Source organism: Streptomyces sp. SID13726 (genome assembly GCF_010548375.1).
GTDB lineage: Bacteria > Actinomycetota > Actinomycetes > Streptomycetales > Streptomycetaceae > Streptomyces.
Genome location: NZ_JAAGLY010000011.1, coordinates 186,190 through 200,291 on the forward strand (window position 1 = coordinate 186,190; position 14,102 = coordinate 200,291).

The window sequence follows — 14,102 nt, forward strand, 5'->3', positions numbered from 1 at the left end:
GGTGGCGAACCTCAGACGAGATCGGGGCGCAGCCGCCCGCCATTGCCCGCCCCACCGCAACCCCTTCGCCCGGCATCCGCCCTCAGCCAACCGCCCCCGGCACCTCCACCACCATCGCCGACCCCATCCCGCCGCCCGCGCACATCGACGCCACGCCGATCCCCCCGCCCCTGCGCCGGAGTTCGTGCACGAGCGTGACCAGCATGCGGGCGCCCGTCGCGGCGACCGGGTGGCCGAGGGAGCAGCCGCTGCCGTTGACGTTGACGTGGTCCGGGTCGAGGTCGAGGAGGCGTACGGCGGCGACGGCCACGGAGGCGAAGGCCTCGTTGATCTCGAAGAGGTCGACGTCGGCGGTGGTGAGCCCGGCGCGGGAGAGCGCCTTGGGGATGGCCTTGACCGGGGAGAGCCCGGTCTCGGCGGGGTCGACGCCGACGTTCGCCCAGGACCGCACGACGGCCAGCACGGGCAGGTTCAAGGAGCCGGCCACGGCATCGCTCGCCACCGCCAGGGCGGCGGCGCCGTCGTTGCCCCCGCACGCGTTGCCCGCGGTGATGCTGAAGCCGTCGATCTCCGGATGCAGCGGCTTGAGCGCGGCCAGTTTCTCCAACGAGGTGTCCCTGCGCGGGTGTTCGTCGACCGAGAACCGTCCGTGAGCCGTCTCGATCGGCACGATCTCGGCGTCGAAGCGGCCCTCGTCGATGGCCCGGACGGCGTTGCGATGGGACCGCAGCGCCCACGCGTCCATCTCCGCGCGGCTGACGTCCGCCCGCTGGGCGACGTTCCAGCCGATGGTGATCGACATGTCGGCGTTGGGGGCGTCCGGCCGGTCGGGATGGGTGGGCGGCATCCAGGGCTCGACCCACTCGCCGTCGACGCGGAAGCTCGACCTCGGCGCGGTGGAGGCGGAGTTGACGCCTCCCGCGATCACGAGGCCGTCCATGCCGGAGCGGATCGTGGCGGCCCCGGCGGCGACGGCGGACAGGCCCGCGGCGCAGTGCCGGTTGACCGCCTGGCCGGGGATCGAGGTGAGCCCGGCGGTCAGGGCCGCGTGCCGGGCCAGGACTCCGCCGCCGTACAGGCCCTCCCCGAGGATCACGTCGTCGACCCGGTCCGGGTCGAGGCCGCGTGCCACGGCGCCGACGATGTGTTCGGCCAGGTCGAAGGCCGTGGTGTCGCGCAGGGTCCCCTTGCGGGCGGTGCCGACGGGGGTGCGCAGGGCGGACACGATGACTGCCTCGGGCATGGACGTCTCCAACCAACTCGGCGGGCCGGACAGGATCACAGCACCGGATGAGAATGCTACTCTCGCAAAATCAGAACGTGACTCGCAAGGGGGCTGTCATGCAGATAGCGGGGTCGTCCGCGCTCGTGGTCGGCGGGGCCGGAGGTCTGGGCGAAGCGACGGTCCGCCGGCTCCACGGGGCGGGCGCGACGGTGGTCGTGGCCGACCTGGCCGACGAGAAGGGCAAGGCCCTGGAGGCGGAGCTGGGGGTGCGGTACGTCAGGACGGACGCCATCTCCGAGGACGACGTACGGGCGGCCGTCGGCGCGGCGGAGGACCTCGGTCCGCTGCGGATCTCGGTGGACACGCACGGCGGCCCCGCGACCGGCGGACGGCTGATCGGCCGCGACGGCGAACCCCTCGACCTGGACGGCTTCCGCCGGACCGTCGACATCTACCTCACCGGCGTCTTCAACGTGATGCGGCTGGCCGCGGCCGCCATGGCCCGCCAGGAACCCCTCGACGACGACCAGGGCCGGGGTGTCATCGTCAACACCGCGTCGATCGCGGCGTACGAGGGCCAGATCGGGCAGCTCCCCTACGCGGCGGCCAAGGGCGGGGTGACCGCCATGACCCTGGTCGCCGCCCGCGACCTGTCCCCGCTCGGCATCCGGGTGGTCACCATCGCGCCCGGCACCTTCCTGACCCCCGCGTACGGCAAGGCGGGCGACCAGCTGGAGGCGTACTGGGGGCCTCAGGTCCCGCACCCCCGGCGGATGGGCCGCTCGCCGGAGTTCGCCGCCCTCGTCCAGCACCTGTGCGAGAACGACTATCTCAACGGCGAGGTGGTCCGCCTCGACGGGGCGCTGCGGTTCCCGCCGAAGTAGCAGCGCCGTTGTCGGTGCCCTGTGGCAGCCTGGCGGTGTGCCGAAGGACACCTATCGCGTGAGACCGCTGGACGAGACCAGCTGGCCCGACTTCGCCTCGCTCGTGGAGCGGAACAACGGCGTGTGGGGCGGCTGCTGGTGCATGGGTTTCCACTCCGAGGGGGTGGGCCGCCACAAGACACCGGAGCAGAACCGCGCCGAGAAGGAGCAGCGGGTCCGGGAAGGCCGGGCGCACGCCTCGCTGGTGTACGACGGCACGGTGTGCGTGGGCTGGTGCCAGTTCGGGCCGACCGGCGAACTGCCCCGCATCAAGCACCGGCGCGTCTACGAACAGGGCCTGCAAGCCCTGCCCGACTGGCGCATCACCTGCTTCTACGTGGACAAGGGCCACCGGCACCGGGGCGTGGCGGCGGCCGCCCTGGACGGCGCGCTACGGGAGATCGCGCGCCTCGGGGGCGGGACCGTGGAGAGCTATCCCGAGGACGCCGAGGACCGCTCGGTGTCCTCCTCGTTCCTGCACAACGCCACGGTGGCGATGTTCGAGCAGCGGGGCTTCGCGCGTGCGCGGCAGATCGGCAAGCGGCACTGGGTGGTCACGCGGACCGTCGAAGGCTGAGCGTCGGAGGCTGACCGTCGGGGCCTACGCGTCACCGCCGGTCAGCCGCGTGACGATGGCCCCGAACTCGTCGGTCCGGAAGGACTGCTCCTCGGCGGTCATGGCGTAGTCGAGCGTGGCCAGCACGGCTCGCTCCACGTGGATGTTCAGGACCCGTTTCGTGCTCTCGACGGCCTGCCTCGGCAGCTCCGCCACACGTTTCGCGCAGGCCGTGGCCTCCGCCAGCGGGTCCTCGACCACATGGTTGGCCAGTCCCATCGCGGCGGCCCGCTCGGCGGGGATGCGGGCGCCGGTGAGGGCATACTCCTTGGCCAGCAGGAGGCTGGTGTGCAGGGGCCAGGTCAGCGGTCCGCCGTCGGCTGCTACCAGGCCGACCTGGACGTGGGGGTCGGCGAGGTAGGCGGACTCGGCCATGTAGACGACGTCGCTGAGCGCCACCAGGCTGCAACCGAGGCCCACCGCGGGGCCGTTGACGGCGGTGACGACGGGGACCCGGCAGCGTGCCATGCCGAGGACGATCTCGCGGCCGTCGGCGATGGTCCGGGCCCGCAGGTCGTCGTCGCTGCGGAGCTCGGCGAGGTAGGTGAAGTCACCGCCCGCCGAGAAGGCCCGGCCCGCGCCCGTGAGGACGGCCGCGCGGGCGTCCCGGTCCTCGCCGAGCCGGGGCCACAGCTGGGCGAGGCCGTGGTGGAGGGGGTCGTTGACGGCGTTGAGGGCGTCGGGGCGGTTGAGGGTGATGATCCGCAGCGGGCCGTCCGCCCTGACCTGGATCTCCTCGGGCATGCCGTACAGGTTCTCCGTCATGTCAGACTCCCAGTCCCAGGATGCGCGAGGCGATGATGTTCTTCTGGATCTGCGAGGTCCCGCCCATCACGCTCTGCGCGCGGCTGTACAGGTAGGCGTTCAGCAGTTCGGGGTCCTCGGTGCCGCCGACGGCCAACGCGGCGTGTCCCACGGCCTGTTCGGCCCAGGTCATGAGCAGTTTGTCGAGCGAGCCCTCAGGGCCGTGCGAGACGCCGTCGAGCTGTTCGGAGAGCCGGCGGCGTACGTGCAGCCGCAGCATCTCGGCCTCCACCGCGGCCCAGGCCAGCTCGGGAGGGGGCGTCGATCCGCTTGTCCTGGCGGCGAGTTGACGCACCAGCTTGCCGTAGCGGGCGGAGAAGCCCAGCGTGGCCGGTTCGCGTTCGTGGCCGACGACGGTCATGGCCAGCGCCCAGCCCTCCCCCGGCGCGCCCACCATCTGGTCGGCGGGGACCCGGGCGCCGTCGAAGAGGACCTGGCCGAACTCCTTGGTGACTCCGCTCATCATCTTCAACGGGCGCTGTTCGACGCCCAGTTGGTGCATGTCGACGACGAAGGCCGAGATGCCCTTGTGGCGGGGCACGTCCGGGTCGGTGCGCGCGAGGAGCAGACACCAGTCGGCCACGTCGGAGTAGCTGGTCCAGATCTTGTGGCCGTGCACGACATAGGAGTCCCCGTCGCGGACGGCCCTGGTGGTGAGGGAGGCGAGGTCGGAGCCCGCTCCGGGTTCGCTGAAGCCCTGGCACCAGCGTTCGGTGCCGTCGATCATGCCGGGCAGGAAGCGGCGGCGCAGCTCCTCGCTGCCGTGCCGGCCGAGACCCTGGACCAGGTAGCCGAGGCTGGGCCTGGGCGGGGCTCCGGCGCGGGCCAGTTCCTCGTCGAGGATGACGTCGTGGACCGGTGGGAGTTCGTGGCCGCCGTACGCCTTGGGCCAGGAGAGGCCGAAGAAACCCGCCGCGTGCAGGGCCCGGTGCCATTCGCCCTGCCGGGCCCAGTACTCGTCGCCCGCGGTCGGGAAGGTCCCCGCCCGCTCGGCCAGCCAGGCCCGCAGCCGGTCCCGGAAGGCGGCCTCCTCCGGTGCGTCACGAAAGTCCAAGGTCGATCTCCTCCAGGCGGACGGGGAACAGCTCGATGGACGTCAGGGCGCGGCGCAGGTGGACGTGGGCGAGGCAGTCCCAGGTGTTGCCGATGCCGCCGTGCACCTGGACGGCCGTCTCGCAGACCGTGCGGGCGGCGCGGGCGGTGTAGAGCTTGGCGATGCGGGCGGCCCTGATCGCCTCGGCGGGGGTCAGTTCGTCGACGGCCCAGGCCGCGTGCCGCAGGACGCTCACCGATCCCTCGATGAGGGCCAGTCCTTCGGCGAGGAGATGGGCCACGGCCTGGTAGGAGCCGATCGTCCTGCCGTACTGCTCTCGTACGCGCGCGTAGTCGCAGGCCAGCGTGTGCGCGCCGCGGGCCGTGCCGACGAGGTCGGCGCAGGTGGCGACGAGCGCCAACGCGTTCCAGCGGTCGGTGAGTTCGGAGGGCAGCTCGGCGATCTGCCGCTGTGTGCCCGTGAGTTCGGCACGGCGCCGGGTCAGGTCCGCGCCGGCGTCTGCCGTCCCCACCTCGGCGGACAGGACGCGGCCTCCGTCGAGGGCGAGCGCGTACCGTCTACCGCTCGCGTCGAGCGCCAGGGAACCCACTGCCACGGTCGCGGCGGAGGTGTCGTGGTCGCAGTGGCGCCCGAGGTCGTCGGCGAGCAGGGGGCCGAGCAGGGGCACGTCGACCAGCGCGCGCCCGAACTCCTCGACGACCAGGGCCACTTCGACGCCGGAGGCCCCGTCCGAGCGCAGGGTGCGCCAGCCGGTCGACTCGACCGCCTTCTCCAGGCGGGCGATCCGGCTGCGGTCCTCCAGGTCGAGCACGGAGCCGGGGCCGAGGTCGTCGGCCAACCTGGCTGCCGCGTCCCGGAGTTGACGCTGTTCAGACGTCAGACGTACGTCCATCACGCTCCTTGACGAGTTGCCGCTCGATGAACCGCTCCTTGAGGACGCGCCGCAGCGCCTTGCCCGACGGCAGACGGGGGATCGCGTCCACGAACTCCACATGGCTCGGCCGCTTGTAGGAGGCCAGCCGGTCGCCGACCAGGGCGACGAGGTCGTCCGGGGAGACCGGCGCGCTCGTGCGCACGACGGCCACGACCGCCTCCCCGTCCGCCGTGTCCGGGACGCCGAAGACCGCGCAGTCGGCGACCGCGGGGTGGCCGTGCAGCACGGCCTCGATCTCGGCGGGCGCGACCTGGAAGGCCCGTACCTTGATCATGTCCTTGGAGCGGTCGGTGAGGCTGATCCAGCCCTCGGGGTCGACGCTGCCGACGTCCCCGGTGCGGTACCAGCCGTCGTGGTAGGCGCCCACCGTCTCCTCGGCCGGCAGATAGCCCGCCATCAGGGACTCCGCGCGCACCTCGATCTCGCCGGTCTCGCCCGGCCCGAGCGGATTCCCGGTCTCCAGGGACACGACCCGCACCCGCACGCCCGGCACCGCCCGCCCCGGAGTGTCCAGACGGGCGCCGACGAGCGGGTTGCAGGCGATCACGGGGAGTTCGCTGGCCCCGTAGGCGGGCAGCCAGCCGACCCCCGTGCGCCGGGTGACGGTCTCGGCGACGCTCGGGGTCACCGGGGTCGCGCCCCACATGATGTAGCGCAGCGACGACAGGTCGTACGACTCCAGCTTCGGGTGGGAGGCGAGGGCGAGCGCGATCGGCGCGACCGCCATCTCGACGGTGACGCGGTCGAGTTGGATGTGGTGCAGCATCCGGTCGAGGTCGAACCGCCGGTGCAGCCGCAGCCAGGCGCCCGCCTCCAGGGCGGTGACGATGTTGAGCAGGCCGAGGATGTGCGAGGGCGGGGTGGTGATCTGGATCCGGTCGGCCGCGGTCAGGCCCAGCGCGTCACGCCAGTGGTGTACGGCGGCGGCCAGTGAGGCGTGGGTGTGGCGGACGGCCTTGGGCATGCCGGTGGTGCCCGAGCTGAAGACCAGCACGGCGTCGGACCCGGGATCGGGCCCCGCGAAGGGCACCCCGGTCGCGGCCGGGATCGGCTCGTCGAGGTGCAGCATCGGCATCAGGGCGGCCAGCACCGGGTGATCGCCCACCGCGTGGGCCGGTTTCGTGATGTCCAGGGCGTGTTCGACCTCGCCGCGCTTCCACGCGGGGCTGAGCAGGACCACCGCCGCGCCGAGCCGCCACAGGGCCTGTACGGCGATCACGAACTCCGGCCGGTTGGAGGACATGAGCGCGACCCGCTCCCCCGCCCGCACACCCCTTCGCTCCAGCCGTCCGGCCAACCCGTCGGCCAGAGCGTCCAGTTCGGACGCGGTGTACTCGCGATCCTCGAAAACCAACACCCCACGCATTGAGAGGGTCCCATCTGCCAGGCGAGAATAGTATTCTCGCAGCAACAGAACCTTGATACCAGAGCCCGAGGAGGGCGTCCATGGCGATCCCGGCCCTGTTCCAGCGCGCGACGGTCGTGAAGGTCGTCGAGGAGACCGAGGACGCCAGGACGTTCGTGCTCGACCCTCACCAGGGCCCCTTCACCTACCGGGCGGGCCAGTTCTGTGTGTTCCGGGTCCGGGTCGACGGCCGTGATCTGCTGCGGTCGTACTCGATGTCGAGCGCCCCGGAGACCGACGCCGAGCTGATGACGACCGTGAAGCGGGTGCCCGGCGGCAAGGTCTCCAGCTGGCTGCACGACCATGTGGCCGAGGGCGACGAACTCGAACTCACCCTGCCCCGGGGCCGGTTCTGCCTCCGCCCGGCCACGACTCCGCTGCTCGGCTTCAGCGGCGGCAGCGGGATCACCCCGATCCTCTCCCTCGCCAAGAGCACGCTGGCGACCACCGACCGGAGCGTGCGGCTGCTGTGCGCCGACCGGGACCGGTCCTCGGCGATCTTCGAGAGGGTGCTGGCGGACCTGGCCGAGCGCTATCGGGGGCGGTTGACGGTCGTACGGCACCTGGACGCGGAGAGGGGCTTCCTCGACGCCGACGCGGTCGCGGAGTTCGCGCGAGGGGGCGGTGACGCGTACGTGTGCGGTCCCGAGCCCTTCATGGAGCTGGTGGAGAACTCGCTGCCGGGCCCGGGGCGGGTGTTCAGCGAGCGGTTCGGTGCGGCGGTGCCGCCGTCAGCGGCCGCTGACGCACCACAGCCCGAGGGCACCGTCACGATCCTGCTCGGCACCCAGCGCGCCACCGTCCCCAAGCGCTCCGGCGAGACCCTGCTCCAGAGCGCCCGCCGGGCCGGGCTCACCCCGCCGTTCTCCTGCGAGGCGGGCAACTGCGCCACCTGCATGGCGAAGCTGACGGAGGGGACCGCGACCATGCGGGTGAACGACGCCCTGACGGAGGACGAGGTCGCCGAGGGGTACGTGCTGACCTGCCAGGGCATTCCGGACGAGGGATCGGTGACGGTCCACTACGAGTGACCGTGCTCCCCCAGCCCGGGCGCCGGACGGTACGACGGCTCGTATCCGGCGACCCGGATCGGGCCGGCGACCAGCCGATGGTCACCGGCCCTCACGATCATCTCCGGGGCCGCGTCCAGCGCCTCCGGCAGTGTGCGTACGGCCGCCGCCGGTACCCCGAGCGGCCGCAACCGCGCCTCCCACCCCCGGGCCGTGTCGGCGCCGAGGGCCCGGGTGACGGCACCGAGCACCTCGTCCCGCCGCGCCGCACGCTCCGCCATGGTCGGGAAGCCGTCGATCCCCGCCTCGGCCGCGAAGCTCTTCCAGAAGCCGTCATGGGTGACGAAGAGCGCCAAGTGCCCCTGGGCCGTGGGGAAGAGCTGGGCCGGCACATAGTACGAGTGGGCCCCGTTCGGCAGCCGCCGAGGCTCGGTGCCCTCGTTGAGGTACGCCGAGGCGCGGTAGTTGAGCTGCGCCAGCATCACGTCCCTGAGCGCGACCTCGACCTGCCCGCCCCGCCCGGACACGATCTGCGCGAGCAGCCCCAACGCGGCGGTCAGGGCGGCGGAGTTGTCGACCGAGGAGTAACCGGGCAGCATGGGCGGCCCGTCGGGATCGCCGGTGAGCGCGGCCACGCCGGTCGCGGCCTGGATGACGTAGTCGAACGCGGGGTCGTCGCCCGCGTCGAGGCCGTATCCGGTGACGGCGACGCAGACGATCCGCTCGTTCCGGCGGCGCAGGCTGTCGTACGTCAGCCCGAGCCGCCGTATCACCGACGGCTTGAGGTTGACGAGCAACGCGTGGGCGTCCGCGACCAGTTCACCCAGCCGTGCCTGTCCCGCCTCCGTCGTGAGGTCGAGGCAGACGCTGCGCTTGTTGCGGTTGAGGCTCGCGAAGTAGGCGTCGGAGACCTGGCGGGAGAGGTCACCGCCGGGCGGCTCGACCTTGGTGACGTCGGCGCCGAGGTCGGCGAGGAGCATGGTGGCGAAGGGGCCCGCGAGGATGTGGCCGACTTCGAGGATGCGGATGCCCGAGAGAGGCCCCGGTGTCATCGGAAGCTCGCGGCGAGCGAGGCGATCATCTCTCGTGTACGGCGCTTGGAGGCGACGAGTTCGTCGCGGCCCTCGCCGATCGGCAGGAGGCGTACGGACAGGTCGGTGACCCCGGCGTCGGCGAACCGCTGGAAGCGGGCCGCGATGGCGCTCTCGTCGCCCGCCGCGCACAGGTCGCCGACGTCCTCGGCGTCGCCGTACTCCAGCAGGCGCTGGTAGTTGGGCGAGATCTCGGCCTCGCCGAGGATGCGGTTGGCGCGGGTGCGGGCCGCGTCGACCTCCGAGGGGCGGCACAGGCAGACCGGGATACCGGCGACGATCCGGGGTGCGGGGCGTCCGGCGGTCTCGGCGGCCTTGGTGATGCGCGGGACGACGTGGTCGGAGACGGCCTTCTCGTCGGCCATCCACAGCACGGTCCCGTCGGCCCGCTCCCCCGCGAGGGCCAGCATGACCGGGCCGAGGGCGGCGAGCAGGACGGGCAGCGGGGCGACGGGGGCGAGGTCGAGGGGGTTGTGCACGGTGTAGGTGCGGTTCTTGACGTCGATGGGGCCGGGGCCGTTGCGGGCCGCGTCCAGGATGTCGAGGTAGTCGCGGGTGAGGCCGGCCGGGCGTTCGTAGGGCAGGCCGAGCATGTCCTGGATGATCCAGTGGTGCGAGGGGCCGACGCCGAGGGCGAGCCGTCCGCCGGTGGCGGCCTGGGTGGACAGGGCCTGCCGGGCGAGGGCGATCGGGTGCTGGGCCTGGAGCGGTACGACGGCGGTGCCCAGCTCGATCCGGCTGGTCGCGGTGCCCATCAGGGCGACGGCGGTCAACGCGTCGAAGTCGGTGGGCACTTGGGGTATCCAGGCGGTGTCCATGCCCGCGGACTCGGCCCATTCGACGTCCGCGATCATCCGGGAGGCCTTGCGCGCGGAGTCGCCGCGCTCGGGCCCGATCATCACTCCGATGCGCATGTTCTTCCCTCCAGAGTCAGGGCGCGTACGTCCGTCACCACGACGTCGAGCGGTGTCCCGGTCGGGAACACGGCCGCGGCGCCGGCGGCCTTCAGGCGGGGTACGTCGGCGGGCGGGATGGTGCCGCCGACGACGACCGTGATGTCGCCCGCGTCGGCGGCCCTCAGCCCCTCCACGGTCCGTGCCGTGAGGGCGAGATGGGCGCCGGAGAGCATGCTCAGGCCGACGACCGCGACGTCCTCCTGCACGGCCGTGGCGACGATGTCCTCGACGCGCTGCCGGATGCCGGTGAACACGACCTCGAAGCCCGCGTCGCGCAGCGCCCGCGCGACGATCTTGGCGCCCCGGTCGTGGCCGTCGAGACCGGGCTTGGCGATGAGGATGCGGGTGCCCATCAGAACACCACCGGCTGCTGGAACTCGCCCCAGACGTCCTTCAGCGTCGCCACCATCTCGCCCACCGTGCAGTAGGCGTTGGCGCAGTCGACGAGCGGCCCCATGAGGTTGTCGTCGCCCTCGGCCGCGCCGACGAGGTCGGCCAGGCGCGCGCGTACGGCCGCGGGGTCGCGTTCGGCCTTGACCCGGGCCAGGCGTTTCAGCTGCACCTCGCGGCCCTTGGCGTCGAGTTCGTAGGTGGCGATGTCGGGCGGCGGTTCGTCGGCGTCGACGTAGCGGTTGACGCCGATGACGGGGCGGGTGCCCGCCTCGACCTCCTGGTGCAGCCGGTAGGCCTCGTCGGCGATGAGCCCTTGCAGATAGCCGTCCTCGATCGCCCGGACCATGCCGCCGTGGGCCTCCAGGTCGTCCATGATCTCGGCGATCCGTTCCTCGGTGGCGTCGGTGAGCGCCTCGACGAAGTACGAGCCGCCGAGCGGGTCAGCGACCCGGGTCACGCCGGTCTCGTGGGCGAGGATCTGCTGGGTGCGCAGGGCGAGGGTCGCCGACTCCTCGCTGGGCAGGGCGAAGGGCTCGTCCCAGGCGGCGGTGAACATCGACTGGACTCCGCCGAGTACGGAGGCGAGGGCCTCGTAGGCGATCCGGACGGTGTTGTTGCGGGCCTGCGGGGCGTACAGCGAGGCGCCTCCGGCCACGCACCCGAAGCGGAACATCGCCGCCTTGTCGGAGCCCGCGCCGTACCGCTCGCGCACGATCGTCGCCCAACGCCTGCGTCCGGCACGGTACTTGGCGATCTCCTCGAAGAAATCGCCGTGCGTGTAGAAGAAGAAGGAGACCTGCGGGGCGAACTGATCGATCGTCATACGGCCGCGCGCCAGCACGGTGTCGACGTAGGTGACCCCGTCCGCGAGCGTGAACGCCATCTCCTGCACGGCGTTGGCGCCCGCGTCCCGGAAGTGCGCGCCGGCGACGGAGATGGCGTTGAAGCGGGGCACCTCGGCCGCGCAGAACTCGATGGTGTCGGCGATCAGCCGCAGGGACGGCTCGGGCGGCCAGATCCAGGTGCCGCGGGAGGCGTACTCCTTGAGGATGTCGTTCTGGATGGTGCCGGTGAGCTTGACCCTCGGCACCCCGCGCTTCTCGGCGGCGGCCACGTAGAAGGCGAGCAGGATCGCCGCCGTGCCGTTGATGGTGAAGCTGGTGCTGATCCGGTCCAACGGGATGGAGTCGAACAGCACTTCCGCGTCGGCGAGGGTGTCCACGGCCACGCCCACCCGGCCGACCTCCTCGCTCACCTCCGGGTCGTCCGAGTCGTAGCCGCACTGGGTCGGCAGGTCGAGGGCGACGGAGAGGCCGGTTCCGCCCTGGTCCAGGAGATAGCGGTAGCGGCGGTTGGAGTCCTCCGCGGTGCCGAAACCGGAGTACTGGCGCAGCGTCCACAGCCGTCCCCGGTAGCCGGAGGCGTAGTTGCCGCGCGTGAACGGGAACGCGCCCGGCGCGGGCGGCTCGACAGCCCGGTCCTCCGGTCCGTAGACCGGCTTGAGCGGGATGCCGGACGAGGTCAGGGCGAAGGTCTGGGCGTCGTCATTCATCGTCGGATACGGTACTTGCACAAAATGAGAATGCCAATACCGTATCCGTCGACAGATGTTCTCCCAACCGGGGTCAGTCCTCCGTGAGCACCTTCACGTCCCAGGGGCCGAGCGGCACCTCCTCGGTGTACGCCGTGTCCGACAGCGCGTCCCGGACGGGCGCCGGCACCGGGACCGTCACCTCGTCCCACGACCAGTTGTGCAGGAAGCGCACCCGGCGGCCGTCCCGTGCGGTGGCCGAGGTCGCGGTGACGGCGGGGTGGGCGGGACGCCACTCGGCCGGGACGGCCCATTCGAACAGGGCCCGCGCGAAGGCGGGGTCGGGGACCGTGCCGACGTAGGTGATCCGGCCCTCGCCGCAGCTCCGGGTGGTGGCGGCTGGCCAGCGGCCGAAGTGCGGGTGCGCGTAGGTCGCGAGCGCTTCGGCGCCCTGCGGCTGGAGTCCGTCGGCCCAGTGCAGGGCGTGCGCCTCGGGCGGCAGCGGCAGTACGGCCGTCCCGGTCACCTTCAGGGGCCAGCCGAGGTTGCTGAACTCGTCGTACATCACCCCGGCCGCCTCGGACAGCCGCCCGGGCTGCACGTCGGTACGCGCCCGCGCCTCGGTGTCGCCGTACCCGGTGCGCGGACCCAGGACCAGGTGGCCGCCCGCCTCGGCGTACGCCTTCAGCCGCTCCAGGATCTGGTCGTCGGCCGCGTAGTAGGCGGGTACGACCAGCACGGGAGGCAGGTCCTGCCCGGCGAGCTGCCCGGGGTGCAGGATGCGGGACTGCGCGCCCGCGTCGAAGGCGCCCCGGTAGAAGGCGTCGAAGACCGTCTCGTACGACCGCCCGTCCGGGCCCCCGTCCGCCAGGGCGAGCGGCGGATGGCCCTGGAGCGCCCACTTGCTGGGCCCGTCGTACAGGAAGGCCACGTCGGCGTCCGGGGTCAGGGAGGCCGCGAGGTCGCCCGCCTTCTCCAACTCCGCGCCGAGCACGGCGAGTTCCCGGTACACCCGGCCGGGCCTGCCGTTGTGCGGGAGGACGCCGCCCCAGTAGGTCTCGGCGCCGAAGTGCAGGGTGTGCCAGTGCCAGTACTCGATCATCGAGGCACCACGGGAGATCAACGCCCAGGCGGCCTGGCGCCATTGGCCGTCGTAGGCGGGGCGGTTGTTCCACGGGTAGCTGATGGCCTGCGCGTTGGTCTCCGTGACGAGGAAGGGTTCCTGGCGGGAGGAGTACATGCGGTCGGCGCTGCGGTACAGGGCCCAGGTGCCGTTGGTCGTCCAGTCCTGGCCGTCCCGGCCGCGGTCGGGCAGTTCGAGGGCGTCCTGCATCGTGTAGTACGGGTTGCCCGCGGTGACGTCGAGACGTTCGGTGAGCTTGTCGTCCTCGACGCCGGGGCGGTCGTAGGAGATGCAGGTGGTGACGAACTGCCCGGGGCGGGCGTACTCCCGGACGATGTCCGCCTGCCAGCCGATGAACTCGGTGACCAGCCGGGCCTGGAAGCGCCGCCAGGCCAGGTCGTACTGCGGCTGGACGTTGCCGTCGGGGGTCCACAGGTCGGCCCAGGTGGACAGCCGGTGCGACCAGTAGACGAGGCCCCATTCGCGGTTCAGGGTCTCCACATCGCCGTAGCGTGCCCGGAGTTCGTCGGTGAAGCGCTGGAACACGCCCTGGTTGTGCAGGAGATGGAGGCCGGGTTCGTTGTCGACCTGGTAGCCGATGACGGCCGGGTGGTCGGCGTAGCGGGCGATGATCCGGCGGATGACCCGTTCGGCGTGGAAGAGGAACGCCGGGTGGGTGAGGTCGACCTCCTGCCGGGCACCCCAGCCGATGCGCTCACCGGTGCGCGACTCCCCGGCGATCTCCGGGTACTGGCGGGCCAGCCACGAGGGTACGGCGTAGGTCGGGGTGCCGAGGATCACCGAGATGCCGCGCTCGTGAGCGCCGTCGAGGACCGGCTGGAGCCAGTCGAGGTCGAAGCGGCCGTTCTCCGGCTCCCAGGTCGACCAGACGGACTCGCCGACCCGGATCACCGTGAAGCGCGCCTCGGCCATGAGGTCGAGGTCGTCCTTCAACCGCTCGTACGGCTGGTACTCGTGGTAGTAGGCGGCGCCGAACAGGACCCGGGGTGGAAGCTGGAACATCCTTCTCCAATACG

General features: G+C 72.0%; 13 protein-coding genes. 3 read left to right on the forward strand and 10 right to left on the reverse strand.

From position 1 onward, the window contains the following. Positions 1–82: 82 nt before the first annotated feature. Positions 83–1,243: a thiolase family protein gene (locus G3I78_RS27735; RefSeq protein WP_164429314.1), complete on the reverse strand. Its 1,161-nt coding sequence runs from the start codon at positions 1,241–1,243 to the stop codon at positions 83–85. A gap of 98 nt (positions 1,244–1,341) precedes the next feature. On the opposite strand from G3I78_RS27735, the gene G3I78_RS27740 reads away from it, so the two are divergent. Together G3I78_RS27740 and G3I78_RS27745 are read left to right on the forward strand one after the other, a co-directional pair. Continuing rightward, positions 1,342–2,109 carry an SDR family NAD(P)-dependent oxidoreductase gene (locus tag G3I78_RS27740; protein ID WP_164429316.1) on the forward strand — a complete coding sequence of 256 codons (768 nt, stop codon included), beginning with the start codon at positions 1,342–1,344 and terminating at the stop codon, positions 2,107–2,109. Positions 2,110–2,167: 58 nt separating this feature from the next. After that, positions 2,168–2,725, forward strand: coding sequence for a GNAT family N-acetyltransferase (locus G3I78_RS27745; protein ID WP_343243867.1), 558 nt, complete (start codon positions 2,168–2,170; stop codon positions 2,723–2,725). Positions 2,726–2,749: 24 nt separating this feature from the next. Here the strand turns inward: G3I78_RS27745 and G3I78_RS27750 are convergent, their stop codons facing one another. The 4 genes from G3I78_RS27750 to G3I78_RS27765 are packed head-to-tail and all read right to left on the reverse strand — an operon-like array spanning position 2,750 to position 6,913. Then, complete coding sequence (locus G3I78_RS27750) at positions 2,750–3,529, reverse strand: enoyl-CoA hydratase/isomerase family protein (protein ID WP_203615590.1); 780 nt, start codon at positions 3,527–3,529, stop codon at positions 2,750–2,752. A 1-nt stretch (position 3,530) separates the two neighbouring features. After that, positions 3,531–4,622, reverse strand: coding sequence for an acyl-CoA dehydrogenase family protein (locus tag G3I78_RS27755; protein ID WP_164429320.1), 1,092 nt, complete (start codon positions 4,620–4,622; stop codon positions 3,531–3,533). Beyond that, positions 4,609–5,514: an acyl-CoA dehydrogenase family protein gene (locus tag G3I78_RS27760; RefSeq protein ID WP_164429322.1), complete on the reverse strand. Its 906-nt coding sequence runs from the start codon at positions 5,512–5,514 to the stop codon at positions 4,609–4,611. The genes G3I78_RS27755 and G3I78_RS27760 overlap by 14 nt, the downstream gene beginning before the upstream one ends. Further along, entirely contained in the window at positions 5,492–6,913 is a 1,422-nt protein-coding gene (locus G3I78_RS27765; RefSeq protein WP_203615591.1) for a class I adenylate-forming enzyme family protein, read from the reverse strand. The genes G3I78_RS27760 and G3I78_RS27765 overlap by 23 nt, the downstream gene beginning before the upstream one ends. Before the next feature lie 89 nt (positions 6,914–7,002). On the opposite strand from G3I78_RS27765, the gene G3I78_RS27770 reads away from it, so the two are divergent. Beyond that, the gene (locus tag G3I78_RS27770) at positions 7,003–7,992 is read left to right on the forward strand and encodes a ferredoxin--NADP reductase (RefSeq protein ID WP_164429324.1); all 990 of its coding nucleotides are present in this window, start codon (positions 7,003–7,005) and stop codon (positions 7,990–7,992) included. Here the strand turns inward: G3I78_RS27770 and G3I78_RS27775 are convergent. The 5 genes from G3I78_RS27775 to G3I78_RS27795 all read right to left on the reverse strand — a co-directional run bounded on the left by G3I78_RS27775 (position 7,983) and on the right by G3I78_RS27795 (position 14,088). Then, positions 7,983–9,023 (reverse strand): CoA transferase, encoded by a 1,041-nt coding sequence (locus G3I78_RS27775; RefSeq protein ID WP_164429326.1) that lies wholly within the window; start codon positions 9,021–9,023, stop codon positions 7,983–7,985. The two genes, G3I78_RS27770 and G3I78_RS27775, sit on opposite strands and share 10 nt — an antisense overlap. After that, entirely contained in the window at positions 9,020–9,976 is a 957-nt protein-coding gene (locus G3I78_RS27780) for an LLM class F420-dependent oxidoreductase (protein WP_164429328.1), read from the reverse strand. The genes G3I78_RS27775 and G3I78_RS27780 overlap by 4 nt, the downstream gene beginning before the upstream one ends. After that, entirely contained in the window at positions 9,961–10,371 is a 411-nt protein-coding gene (locus tag G3I78_RS27785) for a cobalamin B12-binding domain-containing protein (RefSeq protein ID WP_164429330.1), read from the reverse strand. Before G3I78_RS27785 ends, G3I78_RS27780 begins: the two co-directional genes overlap by 16 nt. Further along, positions 10,371–11,963, reverse strand: coding sequence for a methylmalonyl-CoA mutase family protein (locus G3I78_RS27790; protein ID WP_164429332.1), 1,593 nt, complete (start codon positions 11,961–11,963; stop codon positions 10,371–10,373). The genes G3I78_RS27785 and G3I78_RS27790 overlap by 1 nt, the downstream gene beginning before the upstream one ends. A 73-nt stretch (positions 11,964–12,036) precedes the next feature. Beyond that, the gene (locus G3I78_RS27795; RefSeq protein WP_164429334.1) at positions 12,037–14,088 is read right to left on the reverse strand and encodes a beta-galactosidase; all 2,052 of its coding nucleotides are present in this window, start codon (positions 14,086–14,088) and stop codon (positions 12,037–12,039) included. Between the last annotated feature and the right edge of the window lie 14 nt (positions 14,089–14,102).